The sequence below is a fragment of the Schwartzia sp. (in: firmicutes) genome, assembly GCF_978017985.1.
Window position 1 is genome coordinate 1 of sequence record NZ_CDXDFU010000136.1, and the last position, 25,607, is coordinate 25,607.

General features: G+C 45.3%; 30 protein-coding genes. All 30 read right to left on the reverse strand.

From position 1 onward, the window contains the following. Window positions 1-186 precede the first annotated feature (186 nt). Window positions 187-777: an SMC-Scp complex subunit ScpB gene (scpB, locus tag ACY69O_RS06160; protein ID WP_462332589.1), complete on the reverse strand. Its 591-nt coding sequence runs from the start codon at window positions 775-777 to the stop codon at window positions 187-189. After that, window positions 764-1,525, reverse strand: coding sequence for a segregation and condensation protein A (locus ACY69O_RS06165; protein ID WP_462332590.1), 762 nt, complete (start codon window positions 1,523-1,525; stop codon window positions 764-766). The genes scpB and ACY69O_RS06165 overlap by 14 nt, the downstream gene beginning before the upstream one ends. Before the next feature lie 13 nt (window positions 1,526-1,538). Next, the gene (locus tag ACY69O_RS06170) at window positions 1,539-2,180 is read right to left on the reverse strand and encodes a site-2 protease family protein (protein ID WP_462332591.1); all 642 of its coding nucleotides are present in this window, start codon (window positions 2,178-2,180) and stop codon (window positions 1,539-1,541) included. A 25-nt stretch (window positions 2,181-2,205) separates the two neighbouring features. Then, window positions 2,206-2,745: an NUDIX domain-containing protein gene (locus ACY69O_RS06175; RefSeq protein ID WP_462332592.1), complete on the reverse strand. Its 540-nt coding sequence runs from the start codon at window positions 2,743-2,745 to the stop codon at window positions 2,206-2,208. Between the two features lie 17 nt (window positions 2,746-2,762). Continuing rightward, window positions 2,763-4,472, reverse strand: coding sequence for a DNA repair protein RecN (gene recN, locus ACY69O_RS06180; protein WP_462332593.1), 1,710 nt, complete (start codon window positions 4,470-4,472; stop codon window positions 2,763-2,765). Window positions 4,473-4,484: 12 nt separating this feature from the next. Further along, window positions 4,485-4,937 carry an arginine repressor gene (argR, locus tag ACY69O_RS06185; protein WP_462332594.1) on the reverse strand — a complete coding sequence of 151 codons (453 nt, stop codon included), beginning with the start codon at window positions 4,935-4,937 and terminating at the stop codon, window positions 4,485-4,487. A gap of 15 nt (window positions 4,938-4,952) precedes the next feature. Then, entirely contained in the window at window positions 4,953-5,807 is an 855-nt protein-coding gene (locus ACY69O_RS06190; protein WP_462332595.1) for an NAD(+)/NADH kinase, read from the reverse strand. Window positions 5,808-5,820: 13 nt separating this feature from the next. Continuing rightward, entirely contained in the window at window positions 5,821-6,633 is an 813-nt protein-coding gene (locus ACY69O_RS06195) for a TlyA family RNA methyltransferase (RefSeq protein ID WP_462332596.1), read from the reverse strand. A 2-nt stretch (window positions 6,634-6,635) separates the two neighbouring features. Next, entirely contained in the window at window positions 6,636-8,507 is a 1,872-nt protein-coding gene (gene dxs, locus ACY69O_RS06200; protein ID WP_462332597.1) for a 1-deoxy-D-xylulose-5-phosphate synthase, read from the reverse strand. A 19-nt stretch (window positions 8,508-8,526) separates the two neighbouring features. Beyond that, window positions 8,527-9,402 carry a polyprenyl synthetase family protein gene (locus ACY69O_RS06205; RefSeq protein ID WP_462332598.1) on the reverse strand — a complete coding sequence of 292 codons (876 nt, stop codon included), beginning with the start codon at window positions 9,400-9,402 and terminating at the stop codon, window positions 8,527-8,529. Between the two features lie 5 nt (window positions 9,403-9,407). After that, entirely contained in the window at window positions 9,408-9,647 is a 240-nt protein-coding gene (gene xseB, locus ACY69O_RS06210; protein ID WP_462332599.1) for an exodeoxyribonuclease VII small subunit, read from the reverse strand. Then, on the reverse strand, window positions 9,640-10,848 hold the full coding sequence (gene xseA, locus ACY69O_RS06215) for an exodeoxyribonuclease VII large subunit (RefSeq protein ID WP_462332600.1): 1,209 nt from the start codon (window positions 10,846-10,848) through the stop codon (window positions 9,640-9,642). Before xseA ends, xseB begins: the two co-directional genes overlap by 8 nt. Before the next feature lie 54 nt (window positions 10,849-10,902). Then, a complete protein-coding gene (gene nusB / locus ACY69O_RS06220; RefSeq protein ID WP_462332601.1) occupies window positions 10,903-11,328 on the reverse strand; it encodes a transcription antitermination factor NusB in 426 nt (141 codons plus the stop codon). Window positions 11,329-11,378: 50 nt separating this feature from the next. Next, a complete protein-coding gene (locus tag ACY69O_RS06225) occupies window positions 11,379-11,624 on the reverse strand; it encodes a DUF2273 domain-containing protein (RefSeq protein WP_462332602.1) in 246 nt (81 codons plus the stop codon). Window positions 11,625-11,642: 18 nt separating this feature from the next. Further along, entirely contained in the window at window positions 11,643-12,215 is a 573-nt protein-coding gene (gene amaP / locus ACY69O_RS06230; protein ID WP_462332603.1) for an alkaline shock response membrane anchor protein AmaP, read from the reverse strand. A gap of 17 nt (window positions 12,216-12,232) precedes the next feature. After that, window positions 12,233-12,634 carry an Asp23/Gls24 family envelope stress response protein gene (locus tag ACY69O_RS06235; protein WP_462332604.1) on the reverse strand — a complete coding sequence of 134 codons (402 nt, stop codon included), beginning with the start codon at window positions 12,632-12,634 and terminating at the stop codon, window positions 12,233-12,235. A gap of 155 nt (window positions 12,635-12,789) precedes the next feature. Then, window positions 12,790-13,347: an elongation factor P gene (efp, locus tag ACY69O_RS06240; protein ID WP_462332605.1), complete on the reverse strand. Its 558-nt coding sequence runs from the start codon at window positions 13,345-13,347 to the stop codon at window positions 12,790-12,792. 12 nt (window positions 13,348-13,359) lie between these two features. Beyond that, a complete protein-coding gene (locus tag ACY69O_RS06245) occupies window positions 13,360-14,439 on the reverse strand; it encodes a M24 family metallopeptidase (protein ID WP_462332606.1) in 1,080 nt (359 codons plus the stop codon). Next, a complete protein-coding gene (gene aroQ, locus ACY69O_RS06250) occupies window positions 14,436-14,882 on the reverse strand; it encodes a type II 3-dehydroquinate dehydratase (protein WP_462332607.1) in 447 nt (148 codons plus the stop codon). The genes ACY69O_RS06245 and aroQ overlap by 4 nt, the downstream gene beginning before the upstream one ends. Before the next feature lie 16 nt (window positions 14,883-14,898). Further along, on the reverse strand, window positions 14,899-16,125 hold the full coding sequence (locus tag ACY69O_RS06255; protein WP_462332608.1) for a peptidase U32 family protein: 1,227 nt from the start codon (window positions 16,123-16,125) through the stop codon (window positions 14,899-14,901). Then, entirely contained in the window at window positions 16,115-16,741 is a 627-nt protein-coding gene (locus ACY69O_RS06260) for an O-methyltransferase (RefSeq protein ID WP_462332609.1), read from the reverse strand. The genes ACY69O_RS06255 and ACY69O_RS06260 overlap by 11 nt, the downstream gene beginning before the upstream one ends. Then, window positions 16,741-17,805: an endolytic transglycosylase MltG gene (gene mltG, locus ACY69O_RS06265; RefSeq protein ID WP_462332610.1), complete on the reverse strand. Its 1,065-nt coding sequence runs from the start codon at window positions 17,803-17,805 to the stop codon at window positions 16,741-16,743. The genes ACY69O_RS06260 and mltG overlap by 1 nt, the downstream gene beginning before the upstream one ends. A 71-nt stretch (window positions 17,806-17,876) precedes the next feature. Then, complete coding sequence (locus ACY69O_RS06270) at window positions 17,877-18,215, reverse strand: DUF1292 domain-containing protein (protein ID WP_462332611.1); 339 nt, start codon at window positions 18,213-18,215, stop codon at window positions 17,877-17,879. Between the two features lie 60 nt (window positions 18,216-18,275). After that, window positions 18,276-18,698, reverse strand: a complete 423-nt coding sequence (gene ruvX, locus ACY69O_RS06275; RefSeq protein ID WP_462332618.1) for a Holliday junction resolvase RuvX — start codon at window positions 18,696-18,698, stop codon at window positions 18,276-18,278. Window positions 18,699-18,702: 4 nt separating this feature from the next. After that, window positions 18,703-18,966 (reverse strand): IreB family regulatory phosphoprotein, encoded by a 264-nt coding sequence (locus ACY69O_RS06280; RefSeq protein ID WP_462332612.1) that lies wholly within the window; start codon window positions 18,964-18,966, stop codon window positions 18,703-18,705. Window positions 18,967-19,017: 51 nt separating this feature from the next. After that, the gene (locus ACY69O_RS06285; protein ID WP_462332613.1) at window positions 19,018-20,049 is read right to left on the reverse strand and encodes an aspartate-semialdehyde dehydrogenase; all 1,032 of its coding nucleotides are present in this window, start codon (window positions 20,047-20,049) and stop codon (window positions 19,018-19,020) included. Window positions 20,050-20,079: 30 nt separating this feature from the next. Next, complete coding sequence (gene dapB, locus ACY69O_RS06290; RefSeq protein ID WP_462332614.1) at window positions 20,080-20,871, reverse strand: 4-hydroxy-tetrahydrodipicolinate reductase; 792 nt, start codon at window positions 20,869-20,871, stop codon at window positions 20,080-20,082. Between the two features lie 85 nt (window positions 20,872-20,956). Then, window positions 20,957-21,655 carry a TVP38/TMEM64 family protein gene (locus ACY69O_RS06295; RefSeq protein WP_462332615.1) on the reverse strand — a complete coding sequence of 233 codons (699 nt, stop codon included), beginning with the start codon at window positions 21,653-21,655 and terminating at the stop codon, window positions 20,957-20,959. 85 nt (window positions 21,656-21,740) lie between these two features. Next, window positions 21,741-23,816: an ATP-dependent DNA helicase RecG gene (gene recG / locus ACY69O_RS06300; protein WP_462332616.1), complete on the reverse strand. Its 2,076-nt coding sequence runs from the start codon at window positions 23,814-23,816 to the stop codon at window positions 21,741-21,743. A 135-nt stretch (window positions 23,817-23,951) separates the two neighbouring features. Beyond that, window positions 23,952-25,607, reverse strand: a 1,656-nt coding sequence (locus ACY69O_RS06305; RefSeq protein ID WP_462332617.1) for a proline--tRNA ligase, incomplete at its 5' end; no start/stop codon positions are given.

The following is a 25,607-nucleotide window of genomic DNA, read 5'->3' on the forward strand; positions in this document are numbered from 1 at the left end:
CGTCACGATACATCAGATAAAACGCAACAGCAGAAAGCAGTGCGGCGGTTATATATAAAATCATCAGCTCGGGATCATCTAAAATACTCCACCAAGAGTTCAAAATCTTATTCAAAACAATACCCCCATCGTTCAGCAAGAAAACACACTCTGGCTCAGAGTGTGTTGACGTATACCATAAAATTGTTATTCTGCGTCAGTCTCATCAGGACGCTGCGCGTCAGTTTCATCCATACTCATCAGCAAAAGCTGCTCTGCCTGTTCACTGTTTATATCAGGCTCAGGAAGGGCAGGCAGTTCATCCAAGGACTTTAATCCGAAGGAATGTAAAAACGTCTCCGTAGTACCATAAAGAAACGGCCGTCCTATTACATTTTTTCGTCCGACCTCTGTTACAAGCTCACGGGCAACGAGCTGCGCCAGAACTCTTTCGACCTTTACCCCTCGAATCTTCTCTATTTCCTGCTTCGTAATAGGCTGCTTAAAGGCTATGATGGAAAGTGTCTCCATCGCAGCACGGGACAGCTTTCTGTCTGCTGCCTCAGCCAATTTCTCCACATAAGCAAACCACTCCGGTCTCGTGACCAGCTGCCAGCCTCCTGCTGTTTCCTGAAGCATGATTCCATGTGTTTCCAAATCACTGTCCAAAGCGTCAAGCAGCTCATGCAGAGATTCTTCGTCAACCTCAAGTATCTCACAAAGCTGTTTTTCCGAAACAGGCTCTCCACCGGCGAACAGTACAGCTTCAAGCGGTTTTTTCATGTCATTCAAAAACATAGCTTTCTTCTTCACGCTCCAGTTCAGGCGTCCAATCCTTACGAATACAAATCATTATCGAAGCAAACAGCATGTTTTGACGAACCACAACACGATGTCTGCGAATCAGTTCCAGCAATGCCAAAAAAGATGCTATAAGTTCACTTCGCAGTCCTGAAACAAATACAGATTCAAATCGTATTTCACCATCAGGAGCCTCTGAAAGCAGCGTCAGAATTCGGAGCATCTGATCCTCTATCCGATATTCCTCCTGTGCAACAATTACATTTGGAATTGTCAGCTCTTTCCTTACTGCTATGAGTCTGCGAAAAGCGTCCCACAGCTCCGTCACGGAAAGATTTTCCGGCGGAATGTGCTTTGTAGGCAGTTCTATTGGCTCACGACTGAAAAAACGGCTCTGTACTTCCGCTTTGTCCTCAAGCACGGCACTGACCTGTTTGAACTGCTGATACTCAAGAATCCTCTCCAAAAGCTCCTGCCGCGGGTCTTCCTCTGCAACTTCCTCCTCCTGACGAACCTTTGGCAGCATCATGCGTGACTTAATCAAAAGCAATGTCGCCGCCATGACAAGAAACTCGCTTGCTATTTCAATGTCGAATTTTCTCATCTGAGTCAGGTAATCAAGGTATTGTTCAGTAAGCTTTGAAATAGGAATATCGTAAATATCAATTTTGTTCTTTTCTATCAGATGCATTAAAAGGTCCATAGGGCCTTCAAACACATCCAGCCTTACCTCATATTTTTCCATAAATCAAAGACCTTCAAAAAAATATGCCCGCCGCTCCGGTAAGAATAGCCGCGTAAAGCGTGATGATAAACCGCGCAATCGGAACAAGAATATAGCTGAGAATAGGTGTAGCAATCATGACTACAAAAATCAGGAAGCTATACCGCTCGAGTCCCAAAAATTTATACTGCATTTCGTAGGGCAGCATCTGCATAAATACCTTTGAACCGTCCAACGGCGGCAGCGGTATTAAATTAAAGATACCGAAGTTGATATTATACAGTACGATAAGCCACAACACCTCGTGCAATCCCACCGACATCTGCGTCCTCAAAGCAACTGTATAGAACACTATAACCGCCATAGCAATAAACGCAATAAAGAAATTCATTGCAGGACCTGCGAGAGCTACAAGTATTTCCCCCTTTTTGGGGTCTCTGAAATTAGACGGATTAATAACCACAGGCTTTGCCCAGCCAAAACGGGCAATCAAAAGCATAACCAGTCCTATCGGGTCTATATGAGCAGCAGGGTTTAATGTCAGTCGCCCCATCATACGCGGCGTAAAATCACCCATTGCAACCGCAACACGGGCGTGTGCATATTCATGAAGTGACAATGCGATTATCAGTCCCGGAATGCCGGCGATCATCGACATAAAATCAAATCCAAACATAAATTTCCTCCAAACATTGTATTATTCAACGGTGTGCCATTTCCCAAAGAATTGCAGCCGTTGTCTTTGCATCAATAATCTCCCCTGTTTTTACCATATCATAAGCCTTTTCCAGAGGAACTATTTCAACATTTATAAACTCATCATCATCAGGGTGTTGTTTCCCCGGAACAAGTCCATCGGCAACATAGATATGAATCCACTCATCAGAAAAACCGACTGTAGTTGCCAAAGTCAGTATTTTTTCCATGTTTTCTGCCCGATAGCCTGTTTCTTCCGCTAATTCCCTAACAGCACAATCCAAAGGGTCTTCTGTAGATGAATCAAGCTTTCCTGCCGGTATCTCCAAAGTAACACGCTGAACAGGGTAACGGTACTGACGAACAAGAATGACATTCCCGTCCGGAAGTATAGGAAGAACCGCTGCAGCTCCGGGATGCTTTATCCATTCCCGTGTAGTAGTATTGCCGTTTGGCAGACGTACCGTATCACAGCGGACATGTAAAAGACGTCCGTCAAAAACATTATTGCTGTCTATTTTTGTTTCGATTAAATCCTCGTACATTATTTCCATCCTAACTCTTAGTGCGTTTTCCGTGTTAAAAAGTCCTTCTTGCGGGCATCGGCATGGTCAATCATTTCTTCCGCACTCGTAAGAGCGGCTTTTGATAATTCTTTTCCCGATGCCATACGTGCAACCTCACGAATGCGTTCCTCCCGTGACAAATTCTTTACACAGGTGATTGTTTTACCTTCATTCGTTTCTTTGTAGAGATGATAATGAGCATCAGCCATACATGCTATCTGAGGCAGATGAGTAATGCAAAGCACCTGCTTGAAGCAACCTACCCATGCAATACGCTCGGCGACCATCTGAGCCGTTTCTCCGCCGATTCCCGTATCAATTTCATCAAATACCATGCTTCCAACTGAATCATCATTTTGAGCGGATACCGTCTTAATCGCAAGCGCAATACGTGACAGTTCACCACCGGAAGCTGTTTTAGTCAGAGCCTTTTCCTTTTCTCCTTCATTTGCGGAGAACTGAATCGACACATCATCGAATCCGTTCGGACCAGGTTCTGCTTCAGCAACATCTATCCTGAACTGTGCACTCTTCATTCCAAGAGCAGTAAGCTGGCGCCCGATAGATGAAGACAGCTTCTCTGCCGCTGCCTTTCTGAGCTTGGTAAGTTTTTCCGCCTCTTCGGTAAGCTTCTTATGAATTTCCTTCAACTTGGTTTCATCAGCTTCCAAATCGGCGTCAAAATTTTCCATCTTATCAAGGTCCTGCTGAATCTTTTTCTGATATTCGAGAATATCAGACACAGCAGCACCATATTTTTTCCTGAGTTTATCTATGAGATCCATACGGTTTTGCATATCATCAAGACGACGCGGGTCAAAATCCAAACCGTCCTTATAATCTCTTACCGTATAGAATATATCCTGCAGCTGATATGTTGCATCTTCAAGCGGCTGAATGACCGTACTCAGCTTGTCTTCATATCGTCCTGCCTGCTCAAGACACTGTTTAACGCGGGCAAGCGAAGAAAGAATCCCTTCGCTCTCATCATCACCGTCGAAAAGGCAATATGCCTTTTCAACATTAGTTGTAATCCTCTCGGAATTTGAAAGACGCTTAATGTCGGCCTCAAGCTCGACATCCTCACCCTCACGCAGTTGAGCCTGCTCAATTTCCTGCTCCTGCCAGCGAAGCATATCCATACGCTCGTTAAGGTCATCTGCCTGCGCCCTTTTATCCTCTATTGCCTGTGAAAGCTCTTTCCACTCCCGAAAAACATCTTCATAGCTTTTGAACTGAGAAAATACCGCACTGCCGCTGTGGTCAACAAGGTAAAGCTGATTGGCAGGCTTGAGTATGGAAAGATTCTCATGCTGTCCGTGAATATCTACAAGGCATTCGCCTAATTTCTTTAGAAAGGATATGGTCACATGACAGCCGTTGACAAGAATTACATTCTTTCCCTTGATTGTGTACTGTCGGGTGACAATCAGCGAATCCTCATCTGCATCAATTGCCTGTTCCTGCAGGATTTCCTGTACATCCTTTTGTCCGCTGATATCAAAGATAGCCTCTACACGAAGCCACTCACATCCCGTACGAATAAAATCCTCTGAAAGACGCCGTCCCAACGCAGCACCAAGAGCATCAATAAGGATTGATTTTCCAGCTCCCGTTTCACCGGTCAGGATATTAAGGCCGGAAGAAAATTCTATCTCAACATGTTCGAGTAAAGCAAAGTTCCATACAGTTAAAGTCTTGAGCATCTGCTCATCCCCTCAGTTAAACATGGTTTTCATTTTATCAGCAATAGAAGGAGCTGCTTCCTTGGGTTTGACCACTACCAAAATATTGTCATCACCGGCCAAGGTACCGATGATTTCCGGCCATGCCGCTCCGTCAATCGTAGAAGCGACCGCATTTGCAGTCCCCGGAAGCGTTTTCAGCACGATGATATTTTCACTATAATCCACGCTGGTGACAGAATCATGAAACATACGCTGCATTCTGTCTTTGGAAAAAAGCTTAGTATTATCCTTCGGAAATGCGTATCTGTACCGACCATCACCGGTAGGAATTTTGATAAGCATCAGTTCCTTGATATCACGGGATACGGTAGCCTGTGTCACCGCAATATGATGCGAGCGCAGAGATGCCGCAAGGTCTTCCTGTGTTTCAATAATCTCCGCTTCAATTATTTCCTTGATTTTAGCCTGCCGTGTCGACTTCAAATGTGTCACCTCCCATTATGCGTTATAGAGAAGCTTTGTACGTATCGTCTGGTAATAGTTCTTATCGTCAAACTTCACAATTTTAGCCGGAAGCGGTGCTTTACGGACAATAACCTTGTCCCCCGGCTTGATCTTAAAGGTTTCCTGACCGTCAAATGTAACAATTATGTCCTGATGAAAAGCCGCAACACTTATTCTGACCTCATCATTTTCATCAATAACCATAGGGCGGGCATTGAAGGTATGCGGGCAGATAGGGGTTAAAAGAAGTACCTTTATTTTCGGATTTATTAAAGGTCCCCCTGCGGAAAGCGAATACGCCGTGGATCCTGTTGCTGTTGAAACAATAAGGCCGTCTGCCTTATAGTCCATAACGCGGCAGCCATCTACCATCAAACCGAGGTGCAGCATACGCGCCGCACCGCTTTTTGTAACAACAACGTCATTTATCGCATGCCCCAGAAAATGCTCATCATCATCACCGCTTTTGACAAAGCCAGATACCAGCATACGTTCCTCAATATAGTATTGTCCCTGGATTATTTTTTCCAGCTTGCTTTCTATTTCAGGAAGCTCTATATCTGCCAAAAAACCAAACGTACCGATATTTATACCGCATACAGGAATATCTCTTTCATAAAGACGGCGGCAAATACCAAGCAGCGTGCCGTCTCCTCCGATAGAAAGAGCCATATCTATCGGATAATTTTCTATATCATCAACACCGTATTTTTCGTAGTCAAAAAACTTCGCCCCGTCCATTGGCATCAGGACGTGAACGTCTCTGCCCTCATAAAAATCAACAATCCGTTTAAGAACCATGGGAGCATTTTCTTTGTCGATGTTAGGAAAAACTGCTACATTCAACATAATTTTTCTCTCCTCAACGATCAAGTGCCTGATGTGCTTCCTTCACAACATCCTTCATTCCGACATCATCAATTTTTCCATCCTCTGCCGACGGATCATTAGATACCCACATGAGATACTCAATATTTCCCTCAGGACCTTTTACAGGCGAAAAAGTTAACCCGCGAACAACAAAACCAATCTCTCTTGCAAAACCAATTACTTCTTCTATAACCTTTTCGTGGATTTTCGGGTCTTTTACAACACCCTTTTTACCTACGTTTTCTCTTCCTGCTTCAAACTGTGGCTTAATCAGCGCTACAACCTCGCCGTTGGGCTTCAGCAGTTCTTTTACAGGCTCAAGAACCTTTGTCAGAGAAATAAACGCAACATCAATAGACGCAAAATCAATTAACTCGCCAACATCTTCCTTGGTTACATAGCGGACATTGGTACGGTCCATATTGACTACACGTGAATCCTGTCTCAGCTTCCATGCAAGCTGCCCATATCCGACATCAATTGCGTATACCTTTGCAGCACCGTTCTGCAGCGAACAGTCAGTAAATCCGCCTGTTGATGCCCCGATGTCGGCCATAACCTTCCCTTCAAGGTTTATCGGGAATGTCTTCAAAGCCTTTTCAAGCTTGAGTCCTCCACGGCTGACATACGGAAGTGTATTTCCCAAAATTCGTATCTCCGCATCTGTCTTTACCGTGGTCCCTGCCTTGTCAACCTTCTGACCGTTGACAAGAACAAGGCCTTCCATGATAGTTATTTTTGCCCGCTCGCGGCTTTCGGCAAGATTTCTTTCTACAAGTAAAACATCCAAACGTTCTTTAGCCATTTCTATTCCTTATTCCGTGAATCAATAATTTTCTCTGACATCTGCTCAGGTGTCAGACCGCACTGCTCAAGAAGCTCGCGCTGAGTTCCCTGCTCAATAAACGCATCAGGCAGTCCAAAGCGCATCAGCGGGACACATCGGCCTTCATCAGCCAGCAGCTCAGCAACAGCTGCTCCGAAGCCTCCCGGCAGGACATTTTCTTCCATTGTCACAAGCATATCCATTTTGTCTGCCATCTGCAAAACACATTCTCTGTCCAACGGCTTTACAAAACGCATATTGACAACAGTACACTCAATCCCTTTATCTTTCAGCAATTCTGCAGTTTTGCAGGCAGCAGAAACCATAGTTCCTACCGCTAACAACGCAATTTTTCCGCCATTTTGAATAACCTCGGCTTTGCCGATAGGCAGCTCGCGGAAATCATTTTCGAGCGCAACGCCCACGCCCTCTCCACGCGGATAGCGCACTGCAGCAGGTCCGTCATAGTTTACGGCCGTATAAAGCATATTGCGAAGTTCGTTTTCATCCTTCGGTGCCATTACGACCATACCCGGCATTGTTCGCAGATATGATAAATCAAAATTACCATGATGAGTAGCACCGTCAGCACCTACGATACCCGCCCTGTCAAGACACAATGTGACAGGGAGATTTTGCAGGCACACATCATGCATAAGCTGGTCATACGCCCGCTGTGCAAAAGTGGAATAAATTGCCACCACCGGATGAATCCCTGCTGCTGCCATTCCTGCTGCCAGGGTTACAGCATGTTCTTCTGCAATTCCAACGTCAAAATACCGCTCAGGGAAAACCTCAGAAAACTGCTTTAATCCCGTTCCGGCAGGCATAGCTGCGGTAATGGCGGTAATCGACTCATCTTTTTTCGCCAATTCAATCATTGCATCACTGAACACAGAGGTGTAAGACTTCGGGCGGCCGCTTTCTTTAATCAAATTTCCTGTGGTCACATCGAATTTTCCGACACCATGGAACTTATCCGGTTCGAGCTCTGCAGGGAGATATCCTTTTCCCTTTTTTGTATGAACATGTACTAAAACAGGACCTTCCAAAAGTCTGACCTGCGAAAATACATCCTTCATAACAGGAATATTATGCCCGTCGATAGGTCCAATATACGTGAAACCCATCTCGTCGAAAATTTCTCCGGGAACCAAAACAGCACGCATACCGTCCTTAAGATACTCTGCTGTCTTTATTACCGTATCTCCGATATGAGGGATACTCTTCAATATTCCCTTCAAATCTTCCTTTGCCTGTCTGTACTGAGGCGCAAGACGGATTTTGGATAAATATTCGGACATAGCACCAACGTTGCAGTCAATGCTCATACCGTTATCGTTAAGGACGACAATAAGATTTTTCTTCAAATCGCCTGCATGATTCAGAGCCTCAAATGCTTCACCGCCTGTCATAGCACCATCGCCGATTACCGCAATGATATGCTCGCCCCTGCCCATGAGGTCGCGGGCAGCAGCCATTCCAAGCGCAGCAGAAATAGAGGTACTGGCATGACCTACACCAAAGGTATCATACGGCGACTCTTTTCTGCACGGAAAACCTGTTATACCATCCTTCTGACGAAGCTTTTTAAAGATTTCCCTGCGGCCCGTAAGAATCTTATGAGCGTATGCCTGATGTCCCACATCCCAAATCACTTTATCGACGGGCAAATTAAACGTACTGTAAAGAGCAAGCGTAAGCTCAACCGCACCCAAACTTGGTGCAAGATGGCCTCCTGTTCTTGAAACATTCTGAATGATGTATTCCCTGAGCTCTTTTGCCAACTGTGATAACTGTTCTATTGTTAAAGTATGCAACTGTTCCGGTTTATCAATATATTCGAGCAGCATAGCCGTTTCTTCCATCCTGTTAATTTTTTCTGGAAATCAAAAATTCAACAAGTTCCTTGAGGAACTGTGCTCTGTCTCCAAAAGGCTCCAACGCCTCTATAGCCTCATCGACGGCTTCCTGTGCCAATCGTTTGGCTTCCTCCAATGAGGTTAACGTAACATACGTAGATTTGTTATTACGCTCATCACTTCCGACAGGTTTCCCGATAAGCTCCTGATCTCCGACTACATCAAGAATATCATCTGTAATCTGGAAAGCAAGGCCGAATGCTTCGGCATAACGTGTAAGTGCATTTAATTCAGCCTCATCTGCACCTGCGAGTATAGCTCCCGAACGTATCGCCGCACGGAACAAAGCACCTGTTTTCCCCATGTGCATTTTGCGCAGCTGCTCCATTGGGATTCTATGACCTTCCGATTCCATGTCAATCGCCTGCCCGCCGACCATTCCGTCAGGTCCCGCAGCCTGGCTGACTTCGCGGATTACACGGCAAAGGACTTCCGGTTCTGCTTTCTGACGCGTTATAACCTCAAAAGCCAGCGTAAGCAGAGCATCACCTGCCAGAGTTGCCATTCCGGCACCATAAACCTTATGATTGGTAAGCTTTCCACGGCGATAATCATCATTATCCATCGCCGGAAGATCATCATGAATAAGGGAATAAGTATGAATCATTTCAAGCGCACATGCAGCTTTGATATAATCCTCCCCGTGTCCTCCGACTGCTTCGGCAGCTTCCATCAAAAGTACCGGGCGAAGACGCTTCCCGCCTGCCATCAGGCTGTAACGCATCGACTCCGCAAGCGTTTTATCAAGTGCATTATCTATATTCAATTCCTGCTCAAGCGCAGATTCCAAAAGTGCCTGCTTTGCAGCCCACTCTGCTTTTAACATCGGCCTTAGTCCCTTTCTATTTTCAATTCGAGTTCCTGAACCTTATCATTTTCCTTCTTCACCATAAGATCCATTGCCTTTTCCGCACGCTCAAGAGATTTCATGCACTTCTGAGAAAGAATTACTCCCCGACTGTACTTTTCCATCAAATCAGCAAGATCAGGCTCGTTATTTTCCATATCCTGTACAATGCTCTCCAACTCTTCCAATGCCTTTTCAAACGAAGGCTCTTTTTCCTTAGGCATCATTACCCTCCTGACCGACAGATTCGACTTTGCTCATAAAAGTACCGTCTGTTAAAGTTATTTTCAGCTTCATATCTTTCTTTACCTGAGAAATCTTACGGACGCTGCGTCCTTTTTCATCAGCAATAAATCCGTATCCTCTGCGAAGAACATATACAGGGCTCATCATATCAAGCCGCTGCATCGCAGTATTCAAACTGCTTTTCTTCTTCTGCATGTAAAAATCCCTAAGATTATCCAATTTTCCGCGCAGCTCGCGAAGCCGCTGAATCCTCAGCTCCAACCTCTGCATAGGTCTTTGAAACACAGGACGCGATACAACGGTCAGCAGGCTCTGACGCTTAATATCCATCCATCTGCGCCGTATAACATCCAAACGGACCGCAAGGCTGTCCAGATATTGAATCAGCTCCTGTCTGTCTCTTACCGCAAATTCACCGGCCTGCGAAGGGGTTGCGGCCCTCACATCTGCGGCAAAATCACATAATGTATAGTCAGTCTCATGTCCCACGGCGGATATTACAGGAATGGCAGAAGCAGCAACAGCCCTTACGACCGGTTCTTCGTTAAATGCCCACAAATCTTCCATTGAACCGCCGCCGCGTCCGACTATCAAAGTATCTACCGGATAATCAGTATTAAAAAACCTGATTCCTTCGGAAATTTCCTTTGCCGCCATATCTCCCTGAACCTGTACCGGATAAAGCACCAGCTGAACCGATGGATCTCTGCGCTTTACCACACGGTAAATATCATGCAGCACAGCACCTGCCGCAGAAGTTACAATTCCGATTTTCTTTGGAAACGGCACTAATTCTTTTTTCCTCGAAGCTTCAAACAGTCCTTCTGCAGTCAGCTTTTCCTTAAGCTGCTCAAACGCAGCAGCAAGAGAGCCTTTCCCCTCAGGTACCAAAGCCTCGGCATACAACTGGTAAACACCGTCGCGTTCATAGACAGAGATACTTCCTGTCACAATGACCTGTATACCGTTTTGAGGTTCAAACAAAAGCCGTGACGCATTGCTCTTAAACATAACGCATTTAAGATTTGACTGTGCGTCCTTGATTGAGAAATAGCAGTGACCAGACGGATATCTCTTGAAATTGGATACCTCGCCCCGTACCGCAATATTTTTCAAAAGCCCTTGGTGGTCCAACAAGCCCTTGATAAAACGATTTACTTCGCTGACAGAATGAACCATCGGGGACCCCCATATCATACGAAAAAGGCCAAGCCTAGTGCCTGGCCTTTATTATTATTTTTCTACCATTGCACCCAAAACACCGTTAATAAAGCGTGCCGAATCATCAGACCCGAACTTTTTGGCAAGCTCAACTGCTTCATTAATGACTATTCCCGGTGTTACATCTTCAATATACTTCATTTCGTACACAGCAAGACGTAAAATACTACGGTCGATAGCTGCCATGCGGGATATTTTCCAACCACGCGACTTCACGGAAATCGCTTCATCTATGGACTGCAGATTCTCTCTGGTTCCTTTAACCAAAGCACTTGCATATCCTTCATCGAGTTCCGATACCTTGCGAACATTCCCTGCCTTCCACGAAGATTCAACAGCTTGCCTCTGTGCTTCCTCTTCTTTATCAGGTGCAGGTTTAATCATATCAAGTTGAAAAAGTGCCTGCATCGCCGCTTCACGAGCGTGTCTACGACGCATACAATCCTTCTTTCCCTAATTCTTATCATGAAATAAATGCTAAAAAGCAGCTATTTCATTCTGTAAAAATCTCCACGGTCCATGTGGAATTTATCTTCCAGCCAAACTCCTCCGCCCTTATCAATTCTTCGGCCAATCCAAAGTCCGACGCCTGCACAGAGCAGTACAAAAAGAACACGCCAAAAACCGAATAAAAGCACAAGAACTGCAAACAAAACACCGACAACCGTGCAGATAAAAGCTCCGCGCTGTTCCGCCCAGAGCTCCTTAATTAAAGCAATGGCTTCTTCTTTCATGACTAACTACGCCTCTTCTCAGACTACTCGTGGTCCTTTGGAAGGAGCCCCGCTAACAAGATCGGAAATTTCAACCTCGACTTTGCACGTCTTAACGCCAAGAACCTTTCCAATGTTATCAGCAACACTTTGACGCACTTCATCCGCAATTTCCGTAACCATAGTTTCCTGCCCGATAGTCAGCGTCAAATAAACATCCAGTTCAGATGAATCGTCCCCGGTATTTACCGCACGAACCTTTGATTTCACGCTGCGAACGCCGGAAACGGCGAGAGCAGTCTTTTCGACCAGGCTCCCTGCCGCCGCAATGGAAACAGAAACCTTTCCCGTAGCACCCGACAGAATCAACATTTCGCCACGAGAACTGCCCTCGCTGCTTCCTGAAGATATCGCACACCCAAGAAGATGAACGCTCCACAGAAAAACAACTCCGGATACGGCAATCGTTTCCCATCTTGATAAAGCATATTTTATTTCATTCAGGATTTCATTCGTCGGCAATACATGCAAACACAGAACAATAACGCCCAATGCCAGTGCAGCAATAGCCAGCGAATAAACCAACAGTAAAAATCGGTTGATATATCCCATTCTATGCCTCATTCAAATCAACGAACCCGAACTTCTTCCTCTTCCTTTTCTTCCTCGGGGAAGCCAACACCCTGTACGTGGATATTTACTTCCACAACAGCAAGACCGGTCATTGTCTCGATAGCCTGCTTAACATTTTCCTGTACCGTCAGCGCAACATCAGGAATACGTACTCCGTATTTTACAATGATATAAAGGTCAATAGCAGCCTCTTTTTCTCCTACCTCAACCTTTACACCCTTTGCAAAATTCTTTTTGCCGAGCATTTCAGCGATGCCGCCGACAAGACCACCGCTCATTCCTTCGATTCCGTCAACCTCTGTTGCAGCAAGACCGGCAATAATGCTGACAACCTCATCCGCAATACGAACTGCACCCAAAGCGCCCTTTTTGTCCAAGACTTTTGTATCCTCTGCCATTTAAGAACCCTCCTATAATGCATTTCTTTTGATTATAGCATATTCATGTATAAACATACAAACTTTACTAAAATTCTTGTGCTGTACGAATAAAGATTTAAACAAAAGAAAAGCTTCGCACCATTGTTATGATGCGAAGCCTTTTGAAATCTTTCTTATGCGCGCTCGATGTATGCGCCTGTACGTGTATCGATGCGAAGCTTGTCTCCCTCGTTTACGAACAAAGGAACTTTAACCTGGTAGCCTGTCTCAACAGTTGCCATCTTTGTTGCACCCGTTGCAGTGTTACCCTTAACGCTCGGTTCACACTCAGTAACCTCAAGAACAACTGCATTCGGAAGGTTTACGCCGATGATACGGTCTTTGAAGGACTGAACGCTGACCTCCATTTCCTCTTTGAGGTAGTTCAGTGCATCACCAAGCTGATCCTTGCTAAGCTCAATCTGCTCATAGGATTCCATATCCATGAACGTGTACATTCCATCAGATTCGTAAAGATACTGCATATTTCTCGTATCAAGACGAGCCGGCGGCATTTTTTCATTAGGATTGAAAGTACGCTCGACAACAGCACCTGTCTCAACATTCTTCATCTTTGTACGAACAAAAGCAGCGCCCTTGCCCGGCTTTACATGCTGAAACTCAACAATCTGCCAAACGCTGTTATCAATCTCGATTGTGAGACCTGTGCGAAAATCTGTACTTGAAATCATAAATTTCTCCCCTTAATTAAAAATTTCTATAAGTTTTTTGTCGCTTTGGGTAAGTGGCTCACTTCCCTCGGCTGTCACTAACACTGTATCTTCAATGCGAATACCGCCCCAGCCCGGTATATATATTCCCGGCTCAACGGTAACAAGCGTATTTGGCTCAAGATGCTCACATGAGCTGGACGGTGACAAGCGCGGCTCTTCGTGAATCTCCAAACCAAGACTGTGTCCTAATCCGTGCCCAAAGTACTTTTCGTACCCTTCTTCAGCAAAAAGTTCTCTTACAGCCGCATCAATCTGCTTACCTGAAGCCCCCGGTTTAACCAGTGTTTCTCCCAGCAGCTGCCCGTTCAAAACAAGAGAATAAATCTCCTTCTGCTTATCATCCGCTTTTCCAACACAAACGGTACGTGTAATATCAGAATGGTATCCTTTGTATACCGCACCAAAATCCATTGTAACAAATTCTCCCGAAACAATCAACTTTTCCGTAGCAACTCCGTGCGGCAGGCTTCCTCTTGTTCCTGAAGCAACAATGGTTGTAAAAGCCGGTCTTTCCGAGCCAAGCTCACGCATTTTCTGTTCCATGCGTGCGGCAACTTCTATTTCGGACATTCCGGGTTTAATATACGAAATAATATCTTCAAACGCCGCATCGCTTATCGAAACAGCTTTGCGTATGTATTCTATTTCTTTTTCATCTTTAATCACACGCAGAGAGTCCAAAGAAACAGGTGTTGAAAAAGAAGCACTGCCGCTCAGTTCTTTATCCATCCGGGAATAATTATTGAACAAAACAGCGTTGCCTTCAAAAGCAATCTTCTTCCAGCCTTCTTTTTTTATGACATCAGCCGCTTCCTTCCAAAGTCCGTGCTTTTGCTCAACAATTTCAAATTCAGCCGTCTGTTCAGCAGCCTGCTCAGTATACCTGAAATCGGTCAGCAAAACTGCTTTATCATCGGAAACGAGAAGCAAAGTATCATCACCGCGGAATCCGCTGAAATAATGAAGATTTACCTCTTTGTTTATAAGAACGGCGTCCACACCGTTTTCACGCAAAAAGCTCCTAAGTCTTGCAAGACGTTCTCCAATCATTTGGATGCCCCCATTTTCCTGAGAGCAATATCCAGAGCAGCAATGTAGCTGTCAACACCGAAGCCCGCAATCTGTCCCATAACAACAGGAGAAATAACTGAATGATGGCGGAACTCTTCACGTTTATGAACATTTGAAATATGAAGCTCGATAACAGGAACATCCACAGCAGCAATAGCATCGCGGATAGCAACACTGTAGTGGGTAAACGCCGCTGCGTTCAAAAGTATAAATTCAAAGCCGTTCTGCTTTGCCTGCTGTATTTCATCAATCAGTTTACCCTCATAGTTCGACTGAACAGAAACCAGCTCAACCCCTGCAGCCTTTGCACGGTCCTTGAGCATACCGTCAATATCATTCAAAGTAGTACTTCCGTATATCTGAGGTTCACGTGTCCCTAAGAGATTCAGGTTGGGTCCATGCAGCACTAATATTTTCTTCAAGATAGCCATCTCCTAATCAAGACTTCACATCACGACGTAAAATTGTGTATGGTTCAACAGGCTGTTCCATTTTTATGTATATAATCTGCTGCGGATGAGGCGCCGCAGAAATGGGATTTCCTTCTTCATCAAGCATATCCGAAAGAATCTGACGGAATCCCTTTGCCTTAGGCTGGAAAATCTCTATTTCTTCTCCCAGCTCCATGTGATTTCTCTGCTCGACCTTAGCACGCTTGGATTCATCATCATACGACAATACAAGGCCTACAAAGTCAGAGGTCTGCTCATAGGAGGACGAACCGTAAATCTGACCTTCGGCACCGGGCCTGCCGAATAAAAAGCCCGTTGTATACGCCCTATGAGATACCTTATTCAATTCATCGGACCATTCCTGCTTTACTTCATACGCTTCGGGATTCTCCCAGCAGGAATCTATTGCTTCGCGGTAAGCCTTCGTTACACTTGCGGCGTAATGAACACTTTTCATTCGTCCTTCTATTTTCAGGCTGTTAACTCCTGCATCTATCAAATCTTTGAGATACGGCATAAGGCACAAATCCTTTGAGTTAAAGAAATATGTACCCCTTTCGTCCTCTTCTACCGGGAAATACTGCCCTGGACGTGTCTCCTCTACCAGCGAATACTTCCAACGGCACGCCTGCGCGCATGTACCGCGGTTTGCATCACGTCCTGTCAGGTAATTGCTCACAAGGCAGCGGCCGGAGTATGACATGCACATAGCACCGTGAACAAACATTTCAAGCTCTACATCCGTATGCTCACGAATTTCGCGGATTTCATTCAGCGAAAGCTCACGTGCAAGAACTACACGTTCCGCGCCCATAGCAGCCCATGCCTGCACTGTACGCCAGTTCGTATTGTTAGCCTGCGTACTGACATGAAGCGGAAGCTTCGGTGCAGCTTCACGAGCTATTGAAAAGACACCCAAATCCGCCACAAGTGCCGCATCTGCCCCGATTTCACATAAAAAATTCATGTAATCAGGCAAAGCCTGCAGGTCTGAATTATGAGCATAAATATTCACAGTAACGTAAGCTTTTTTTCCTTTGTCATGGCAAAAAGCTACAGCTTCACGAAGCTCGTCCTTTGTGAAATTTCCGCCCATGGCACGCAGTCCGAAGGACGGCCCGCCCATATATACTGCATCAGCGCCATAAAGCACAGCCATTTTCATTTTTTCCATTGTGCCCGCCGGCGCCAAAAGTTCCGGTTTAATTCTCATTATTCTCTGTATTCCTCCAAGAAACAGTCATTCCGTCCCCGATATGATACAACTCGGTGTGGTATCCCGGAGCATTTTGAACGGTGTTAATAAATTCCCTCAAACGATATACAAGTGTACGAAAACGATGCGGAACAAATTCCGGCCCCTCGACCATACCCTGAAACAGGACGTTATCGGCAATAACCAAAGCGCGGGGAGTCAGGAGATGCTGGATTTTCCGCCAATAGTCAGGATATTGACCTTTGGCTGCATCAATGAATACGAAATCAAAGGGCCCCCACAGCTGTGGAAGCACTTCTCCTGCATTTCCCTCAAAAAGCTCAATCCTGTCATTATAAGGAGACCGCGCAAAAAATTCCCTTGCGCGCTTCACATCATCGTCGTTTATTTCAATTGTTACAAGTTGTGCGTCCTCTGCTGCAATAGACATGGTAAGCAGCGCTGAATACCCGATTGCAGTCCCGATTTCCAAAATACGGTGAGGCTTAAACTCTCCTACAATCTCCAAAAACTTATCACGTTCCAGCGAACGCAGAATGGGAATATGATTATCTTCCGCAAACTGCTCCATTTCACCAAGGAGCTTATCCCATTTTTCACCGCCTGACTTCATTAACGAACCCTCTCCACAATCGCAAGATGTTCATCATAAGTCCGTGAGAAATGATTATGTCCCTGCCTGTCTGCTACAAAATAGAGATAATCCGTATCAGCAGGATAAAGAACTGCCTCTATAGCATCCATTCCCGGGCTGGCAATAGGTCCGGGAGGAAGCCCGTAATGCTGATAAGTATTGTACGGAGACTCAATTTCCGTATCTGCATACGTAACATCTTCCTTGGGCGCATCCAACAGATATTGAATCGTTGTGTCTGACTGGAGCGGCATATCCATCTTCAGACGTTTAATAAAGACCTGTGCGATAATCGGGCGGTCTTCATCGTATTTCGCTTCTTTTTCCACAAGGGACGCCAAAGTTACAAGCTCATAAACGGAAAGATTCATTTCCTTGGCGCGCGCCCTAAGGGCAGGAGTCAGCCGCGTATCAAAATCACGGGCCATAAGCTCAAGAATTTCTTTGGCAGAAAGCTCTTCTTCCAATTCAAAAGTATCCGGAAAAAGAAATCCTTCCGCACGATATATGGCATTTGAGTTGTACTGCATATAGGTGTACGGCGCAAAATCCTTCGCAGCCTGCTTTATCTCAGAAGCTTTGGCAATACCTTCTTCATCAAGGCGCTCAGCTATCTGATTGACATTATATCCCTCGGGAATCGTAAATTTGACAGTAGAAGTCAGACCTTCCACAAGGATCTTAATAACTTCCTCTGACTGCATTCCCGGGTAAAAGCGGTAAACACCTGTTTTATATTTATTATCAGCACCCTTCAGTTTCGAAACCATCCAAAAATAATGACGGCTGCCGATAATCTTCTTATCTTCGAGCATACGTCCGATAGAGCTCGAAGTCATTCCCGGTTCTATACGTACATACATTATATGCTCAGGATTAGTTTTAACGGACGACCCTGCAAGAAAACATCCGGTCAAAACAGCCGCTGAAATAACAATCAGTGAAGCTGCAATTACAACCGGCATTTTCATATTAACAGGCCATTCAAATGCGCCTATCGCATCCGCAAGCCTGTCCAGCCTTTCACGAAGCCACTCTGGCACGTATCCCCATCTCCTTCAAAAGAAAAGCCTCTGCCTGGAACAGTCCAAGCCGAGGCTTTAACATCAAAATATCAGTCCTTATCTTCTTCGTCAACAAGGGCGTCATACGCTGCACATACGGCATCAAACTCTTCATCCGTAGGTTCGATATATTCATCTTCGCCATCTTCACCCGGAACAATCTTGGCAAAGAAAGCTTCGTCCTCATCATCACAACCGCAGCCGCAGCCATCTCCATGCTCATGGCCCTCTGCCTCTTCATCGGATACTGTCGGAACAAGCAAAGCGAAATTCTCGCCGTTTACAGGAAGAATCATTTCCTGACGGTAATAATACTCATTTCCTTCATCATCTGTCATTACAACGATGATTTCATCATCTTCCAAAGCTTCTTTTTCTTTATCTGACATAAAACTCACCTCACGTACAAATTCTGCAATCATGATTGTATCGTAGGCTGACAGGTTTTGTCAACCTTTGGCAAGGCTGTCCAAAAAGCCCTGAAGTATAAAAACCGCTGCCATCTTATCAATGACCTTTTTACGCTTTCCTCTGCTGACATCCGCTGAAATCAGAGACTTTGCAGCCGCAACAGTTGACAGTCGCTCATCCCAGAAATGTCCTTCTGTACCCGGAACAGCCTTTTGCACTTCCTCAAAAAAGGATTTGACGATTTCACATCTGTCGCCCTCTGTGCCATTCATATTCTTTGGAAGTCCAAGTACCAGGGAATTTGTTTCATACTCATCCATCAGCTCTTTAAGGCGTCCTATATCCTTTTCCAATGATGTTCTGCGGATAGTTTCAACGCCCTGTGCGGTTATCCCCAAAGCGTCACTTACCGCAATTCCAATCGTACGGTCTCCAACATCAAGACCAAGATACCGCTGCATCATATCAGGATTCCTCTGCACCACTTTCCTTAAGATATGCCCGAACGAGTTCCTCCAACAGCTCATCACGCTCAAGGGTACGTATCATACTTCTTGCATCCTTATAGCTTGTTATATAAGCAGGATCGCCTGAAAGAATATAGCCTACAAGCTGATTCGTGGGGTTATATCCTTTCTCCTTCATTGCTTCACAGACCTTGCGTATAATAGCCTGTGCCTTATTTTCATCTGCTCCAAGGCGAAACATCATTGTCTCATCTGTGACCATGGCGCTGCCTCCTCTCAAAAGCACTTAAATTCTAATCCAGATATTATTATATCATATCATGTCATGTTTAATCATGTATTCGGCAATCTGAAGTGCGTTAAGTGCAGCACCCTTACGGATCTGGTCGCCGCATACCCAGAAATTAAGACCATGTTCTACAGATTCATCCAAACGGATACGTCCGACCTCTACATCATCCTTGCCGGAAGTAAAGAGCGGCATCGGGTATTCCATTTCATCAGGATTATCACGAACAATAAGTCCAGGGAATGCTTCAAAAGCCTTCTTTGCCTGCTCTACCGTAATAGGCTGTTCAAACTCAACATTTACAGATTCGGCATGGCTTCTGTAAACCGGTACGCGAACCGTGGTTGCGGTAACACGCAGACCGTCATTCGAAAGAATCTTGCGTGTTTCATTTATCATTTTCATTTCTTCCTTGGTATACAGATTGTCCTGGAAAACATCAATCTGCGGAATAAGATTGGAAGCAATCTGATAATGCTTTGGAAGGCTTGCACCCGGAAGAATCTTCGGCTCAATCGGCTTATCCTCTGCAAGAGCATGAATCTGCTCATCGAGCTCTGCCATTGCTTCCTTTCCGCCGCCGGAAACAGCCTGATATGTAGAAACAACAATACGTTTCATCTTTGCCACATCATCAAGCGGTTTAAGAGCCATTACCATTATAATAGTAGAGCAGTTCGGATTTGCGATAATTCCCTTATGTCCCTTTATAGCCTCAGGATTTACCTCAGGAACAATCAGTGGTACCTCAGGGTCCATTCTGAATGTGCTGGAATTATCAATTACGACAGCTCCGGATTTAACAGCTACAGGTGCAAAGTGCTTGCTTATGGAACCGCCGGCAAACAAAGCAATCTCAACGTCCTTAAAGGAATCGTCCGTTGCTTCCTCAACAACATATTCTTTACCATTGACTGTCATTTTCGTTCCTGCAGAACGCTTCGACGCCAAAAGTTTTAAATTCTTAAAAGGAAAGTTTCTCTCTTCAATCAAATCAATGAATTCCTGTCCTACCGCCCCGGTAGCTCCCAAAATTGCCGTATTATATGTTCTCATACTGCCATCCCTTCCCTTTTGCGTTAAAAATTATTCTAAGATCTTTTCAAGCCCGACAGTCAATCCTGTAAGAGCTCTTACCTTTTTGCAGGCAAGAACAACACCGGGCATAAAAGATTCACGATCCAAAGAATCATGACGTATCGTCAGTGTCTGACCAAGTCCGCCGAAGATTACCTCCTGATGTGCAACATATCCCGGAAGACGTACGCTGTGAATATGGATTCCCTCATAATCAGCACCGCGCGCGCCCTCAATCTTCTCAGTTTCATCAGGATGTCCCTGTTTATGCGCTTCACGCACTTCCTGAATCATCTGCGCCGTCTGAACAGCCGTTCCCGAAGGAGCATCAAGCTTTTTGTCATGGTGAAGCTCAATAATCTCAACATCCGGCAGATATTTTGCAGCCTGACGGGCCATAAGCATCATGAGAACAGCTCCGATAGCAAAGTTCGGAGCAATAAAAGCCGGAACCTTCTTTTCCTCGGAAAGACGTTTAATTTCATTTTTAGCGTCCTCAGATAATCCGGTTGTTCCGATTACAGGAGAAACCCCCATCTTCAGTGCCGTTATCGAATTCTCAAAAACGACATCAGGACGTGTAAAGTCCACCATGACCCCAGGCTTTTTATCCTCTATGGCTTTAACAAGGTCAGTCCCGACGATAACACCGCACGGAGCTGCTCCGGCAGCTTCGCCTGCATCTGCGCCGCCTTTAAGGTCAACAGCAGCAACCAACTCCAAATCTTTATCATTCAAAACAGCCTTTACTACAGCCTGCCCCATACGGCCGCAGGCCCCGTTTACCAATACTTTAACCACAATATCCCCTCCGCCCAAAAAGTACTTTCATTGTACAACATGTACACTCTAAAAAGCAATATGTATTCCAGCTGTAAAACATTTATCAGTGTGTATCTGTACTGCTTTTCCTTTTATGCCAGTACCACATACCTCCGTATACCACGGTTGCAAGTAAAACAATAACAGTAAGGCGCATCATATTTTCCTCAAGCATTACCACATCGTGTCCTATTATGACTTCAAGAGCAGTAGATGGAAACTTACCTATCAGATTGGACAGTACATAGTCCTTGACACTGATTTTTGAAACTGCCCCAAGCGCGGTTAAAATACCTGACGGAAAATACGGTATCGTTCTGGCTATAAGCATCATCTTAAATCCGTTCTCTCCGCTGAAATCATCCAGCTTTTTAAGATACGGACTCTTTTGTATGAGCTTTTCCGCACTCTCACGCAGCAATGTGCGCATCAAAAGGAAGCTGATAACCACGCCTACGGTTTCAGCCAGCCAGGAAAGAATAATTCCGGGAATAACTCCGAACAGGACACCGTTTGCAGTTGAAATGAAAATTGACGGAAGCACACTTAAAGCGTTAATCAGGACATCAACAAAAAAACTTACAACCATTGCCCACACACCAAAGCGGTTGATGTAAGCAATAGTTTCTTCCATGCTTCCGCATGTCATGACATGCCACAAATCGCAATATATTGTCGGGTGAATACTATATATTCCGCCTAATAAAATAAAAAGCAGTACTGCGGAAATCAGCTGAACAGTTCTTTCTGATTTTAGTTGCAAACCAAAAATACCTCCTGCATAACAATACTTAAGGAAACACTGACAAAATGAGTTTTCTTAAATATAAATTCAAAACATGAAAAAATCAGGAATCCGTAATATTTTCAAACTGCATTTTATATCGTATTGCCAAAAGCTGCTCCATGTACTTCCGTTCTTCATCAGTTATCATAGTTTCCTGTGCCGCGCGTCTTGCCTTCATAAGGATATCTGTGTCCGTCAGTACATTTGCAATTTTCAAATCCCCAAGACCATGCTGCATAGCACCAAAAAACTGTCCCGGTCCGCGAAGTCTTAAGTCTTCCTCTGCCAGAACAAAGCCATTTGAGGTCTGTTCCATAATTTTTAAACGTTCCTGAGTCTTTGGAGAACGGTTTTCCGACACCAGAATACAGTATGACTTCGCCGTACCGCGTCCTACGCGTCCACGAAGCTGATGCAGCTGAGCCAGACCGAAGCGGTCAGCATTTTCAATCACCATGATGCTCGCATTCGGAACATCAACACCAACCTCAATAACTGTAGTTGAAACCAGGAGCTTAATTTTCCCGTCATGGAAGTCAGCCATTACCTTCTCTTTGTCTTTCGCCGGAAGACGTCCATGAACAAGACCGCATGGAATTCCATGAAAAATCCCATGTGAAAGCTCCTCATACACATCAACAGCCGCACATAGACGGTTATCTTCATTTTCATCATCATGCTCGATAAGCGGACATACAACATACGCCTGACGTCCTGCTTCTATTTCCTTTCGGACAAAATCATATATAAGACCTCGCCTGTCAGAATGACGTAAAAAAGTACGAATCGGCTGACGTCCCGGTGGAAGATGCTCTATGCGCGAAACATCAAGGTCACCATATACAGTCAGAGTCATGGTTCTCGGAATCGGTGTTGCTGTCATTACCAGAACATCAGGAGTAACATCACTTTTTTTCGACAGCGCAGCGCGCTGCGAAATACCGAAACGATGCTGTTCATCTGTAACCACAAGACCAAGCGCGGCAAAAACAACCTTTTCCTGTATCAGCGCATGAGTTCCGACTACCAGATCAATCTGATGATTCTCAATCTGCTCCAGCATTTCCCGGTGTTTTTTAGGAGTAAGCGACCCCGTAAGAAGTCCGACGCGTATTTCTGTATCTTTAAGAAGTTCACTTATTTTTTCATAATGCTGACGTGCCAATATTTCCGTAGGCGCCATAAATGCACCCTGATACCCGTTTTCTATTGTTTTTGCAAGTGCCAGAAGAGCAAGAGCCGTTTTACCCGAGCCCACATCACCCTGAACAAGGCGCCGCATAGGAGCACTCTTTTCCATATCTGCCGAAATTTCCTTCCAGACTGCGGCCTGATCGGCAGTCAGTTCAAAGGGCAGCAGTCCGTATACCTGCTTCATAAGACGGCTGTCCATCAAATGGCGGATTCCCTTTTCCTTTTCCATCGTATCCTTGCGAATCAAAAGAAGTCCGCACTGAATAATATAGAGCTCTTCAAAGGCCAAACGTGCCCTTGCCCTGCGAAGCTGCTCCATTGATTCCGGAAAATGAATAGCCAAAAAAGCTTTCCATCTGTCCATCAGTTCAAAACGTTCTGTTACTGCTTCAGGAATGACCTCCGACAGCTCAGGATGATTTGCAAGAAGCTCCCTTATAATCTTTCGAAAAAAGTTCTGATTCAGCGCTTCTGTAGAGGAATAAACAGGCAGTACTCCAAGTGGAGTATTATCATCTACATCCAACACCTCAAAGGTCTGCATCTGCGACATAGCAAGAGCACCACGCCCTCCAAAGGCATAAGTCAGCTTGCCTGTAGCCAGTACCCTTCTGCCCGGGAGAAGTTTTTTCTTCAAAAAAGGCTGATTGAACCATGTCATCTGCAGCCAGCCTGTTCCATCCGACAGAACGGCGGTAAGAATAGTCATACCACGCCTTGAACCGCGCCGCTCATTCAAATTTGTTATAACGCCTGATACCGTAGCTGTTTCCCCTGCATGAAGCTCGGCAAACGGTGTTCTGTGACTCTGGTCGATATATGCACGGGGATAATATGTAAGAAGATCATAAAGTGTCGAGACCCCAAGCTTTTTCAATGCCTGTGCCTTTTTCGGTCCAACACCCTTGACCTTATCAATTGTATCTTCCCATGACAGTCCCATTCATATTCCTCCCGGAAAATGCCCCAAACCTGTAAAATATTCTCCCGACAAAATCTGCTGCATACGATTTCATCAAAATTGTATAGAAAAAAGGCAAGGGCATTACATAAGTTTCCCTTGCCTTTAAAATCCGTCTTAAAGCTCCTCCAGCATCTTCAAAACAGTTTCCTTTACCTTGTCCTTTTCACAGACAACAGTTTCTCCGGTACGGCGGACACGAACCTCAACCGTGTTCTCCTCAACTGTTTTCGGACCTACTGTAATACGAACCGGATAACCGATAAGATCCGCATCCTTAAACTTGACTCCTGCACGTTCCTTTCTGTCATCCAACAGAACATCGACACCGGAAGCCTTCAGTTCATCATAAAGCTTTTCGCCAGCTTCAAGCTGTTCCGGAACTTTTGCATTTATTGGTACAATAACGGCTTCAAAAGGTGCGATTGCGCGCGGCCAGATGATTCCGTCCTTATCATTATTCTGCTCAATGGCAGCTGCCATAGTACGGCTTACGCCGATACCGTAACAGCCCATAACAAATGGCTGCTCTTTTCCGTTCTCGTCCAAAAATGTTGCATGCATTGCTTCACTGTATTTTGTACCGAGAGTGAATACCTGTCCTGCTTCAATTCCTCGTGTCATTTCAAGCGGCTTTCCGCAGTGCGGACACGGATCGCCCTTCTGAACAAGACGGATATCGAGAACCTCTACGTCCGAAAAATCTCTCTTCGGATTTACGCCTGTATAATGAACATCCTTTTCGTTGGCGCCGGATACAGCGTTATATACATTCATAGCCGTGGTATCAACGAGAATCTTCGTTCCTTTTTTGATACCAATCGGGCTCATGAATCCCGGGCAGCCGCCAACAGCACGGATAGCCTCATCATCTGCCATGCGAAGTTCAAGTGCCCCTACAGCATTCTGAACCTTTGTTTCATTAACCTCATGGTCGCCGCGTACAAACGCCAGAACAACTTCATTGGTTTCTGTCTGGAAAGCGACAGCCTTGATTGTTTTCTCAACAGGAACATTAAGGCACTCGCAGAGAAGTGCAATCGTGTGCGCGTCAGGTGTCGGAACCTTTTTAAGCTCCTGCGCAGCTTCCTCCGGAGCCTCAATAGGTTTAAGCTCTGCTTTTTCATCACTTGCAGCATAGTCGCAGGATTCGCAGTAAACGATATTTGATTCACCGGATTCAGCCAAAACCGTAAATTCGTGCGAATGTGCTCCGCCGATAGCACCGTTGTCAGCCTCTACCGGGCGGAATTTCAAACCGCAGCGTGTGAAAATTTTAGTATACGCATCAAACATTTTCTGATAGGACTCAAGCATACCTGCCTCGTCCTTATCAAAGGAATACAAATCCTTCATGATAAACTCCCTGCCGCGCATAAGACCGAAACGCGGACGGCGCTCGTCACGGAATTTATCCTGAATCTGATACAGCAGAAGCGGGAGCTGCTTGTAGGATTTTACCTCATCACGTACAAGTGCGGTAATCATTTCCTCATGTGTAGGTCCGAGGCAGAATTCACGTTCATGACGGTCCTTGATTCTCATCATTTCATCGCCGTACGCACCCCAGCGTCCGCTTTCTTCCCAAAGCTCGCCCGGCTGGATAATCGGCATCATAATTTCCTGTCCGCCTGCCGCGTCCATCTCTTCACGTGTAATCTGCTCAATCTTTTTCAAAGTACGCCATGCAAGCGGAAGATATGTATAAATTCCTCCGGCAACCTTACGAATCATACCTGCACGAAGCATAAGCTGATGGCTAACAACCTCTGC

Excerpts from the sequence above, each read along its gene's own strand:
- scpB (WP_462332589.1), bottom strand. The coding sequence starts at position 777 with ATGTTTTTGAATGACATGAAAAAACCGCTTGAAGCTGTACTGTTCGCC.
- ACY69O_RS06165 (WP_462332590.1), bottom strand. The coding sequence starts at position 1,525 with ATGGAAAAATATGAGGTAAGGCTGGATGTGTTTGAAGGCCCTATGGAC.
- ACY69O_RS06170 (WP_462332591.1), bottom strand. The coding sequence starts at position 2,180 with ATGTTTGGATTTGATTTTATGTCGATGATCGCCGGCATTCCGGGACTG.
- ACY69O_RS06175 (WP_462332592.1), bottom strand. The coding sequence starts at position 2,745 with ATGTACGAGGATTTAATCGAAACAAAAATAGACAGCAATAATGTTTTT.
- recN (WP_462332593.1), bottom strand. The coding sequence starts at position 4,472 with ATGCTCAAGACTTTAACTGTATGGAACTTTGCTTTACTCGAACATGTT.
- ACY69O_RS06190 (WP_462332595.1), bottom strand. The coding sequence starts at position 5,807 with ATGTTGAATGTAGCAGTTTTTCCTAACATCGACAAAGAAAATGCTCCC.
- ACY69O_RS06195 (WP_462332596.1), bottom strand. The coding sequence starts at position 6,633 with ATGGCTAAAGAACGTTTGGATGTTTTACTTGTAGAAAGAAATCTTGCC.
- dxs (WP_462332597.1), bottom strand. The coding sequence starts at position 8,507 with ATGCTGCTCGAATATATTGATAAACCGGAACAGTTGCATACTTTAACA.
- ACY69O_RS06205 (WP_462332598.1), bottom strand. The coding sequence starts at position 9,402 with ATGTTAAAAGCAGAGTGGGCTGCAAAGCAGGCACTTTTGGAATCTGCG.
- xseB (WP_462332599.1), bottom strand. The coding sequence starts at position 9,647 with ATGCCTAAGGAAAAAGAGCCTTCGTTTGAAAAGGCATTGGAAGAGTTG.
- xseA (WP_462332600.1), bottom strand. The coding sequence starts at position 10,848 with ATGGTTCATTCTGTCAGCGAAGTAAATCGTTTTATCAAGGGCTTGTTG.
- nusB (WP_462332601.1), bottom strand. The coding sequence starts at position 11,328 with ATGCGTCGTAGACACGCTCGTGAAGCGGCGATGCAGGCACTTTTTCAA.
- ACY69O_RS06225 (WP_462332602.1), bottom strand. The coding sequence starts at position 11,624 with ATGAAAGAAGAAGCCATTGCTTTAATTAAGGAGCTCTGGGCGGAACAG.
- amaP (WP_462332603.1), bottom strand. The coding sequence starts at position 12,215 with ATGGGATATATCAACCGATTTTTACTGTTGGTTTATTCGCTGGCTATT.
- ACY69O_RS06235 (WP_462332604.1), bottom strand. The coding sequence starts at position 12,634 with ATGGCAGAGGATACAAAAGTCTTGGACAAAAAGGGCGCTTTGGGTGCA.
- efp (WP_462332605.1), bottom strand. The coding sequence starts at position 13,347 with ATGATTTCAAGTACAGATTTTCGCACAGGTCTCACAATCGAGATTGAT.
- ACY69O_RS06245 (WP_462332606.1), bottom strand. The coding sequence starts at position 14,439 with ATGATTGGAGAACGTCTTGCAAGACTTAGGAGCTTTTTGCGTGAAAAC.
- ACY69O_RS06255 (WP_462332608.1), bottom strand. The coding sequence starts at position 16,125 with ATGAGAATTAAACCGGAACTTTTGGCGCCGGCGGGCACAATGGAAAAA.
- ACY69O_RS06260 (WP_462332609.1), bottom strand. The coding sequence starts at position 16,741 with ATGAAGTCAGGCGGTGAAAAATGGGATAAGCTCCTTGGTGAAATGGAG.
- ACY69O_RS06270 (WP_462332611.1), bottom strand. The coding sequence starts at position 18,215 with ATGTCAGATAAAGAAAAAGAAGCTTTGGAAGATGATGAAATCATCGTT.
- ruvX (WP_462332618.1), bottom strand. The coding sequence starts at position 18,698 with ATGCAGCGGTATCTTGGTCTTGATGTTGGAGACCGTACGATTGGAATT.
- ACY69O_RS06280 (WP_462332612.1), bottom strand. The coding sequence starts at position 18,966 with ATGGTCACAGATGAGACAATGATGTTTCGCCTTGGAGCAGATGAAAAT.
- ACY69O_RS06285 (WP_462332613.1), bottom strand. The coding sequence starts at position 20,049 with ATGAGAACATATAATACGGCAATTTTGGGAGCTACCGGGGCGGTAGGA.
- recG (WP_462332616.1), bottom strand. The coding sequence starts at position 23,816 with ATGGGACTGTCATGGGAAGATACAATTGATAAGGTCAAGGGTGTTGGA.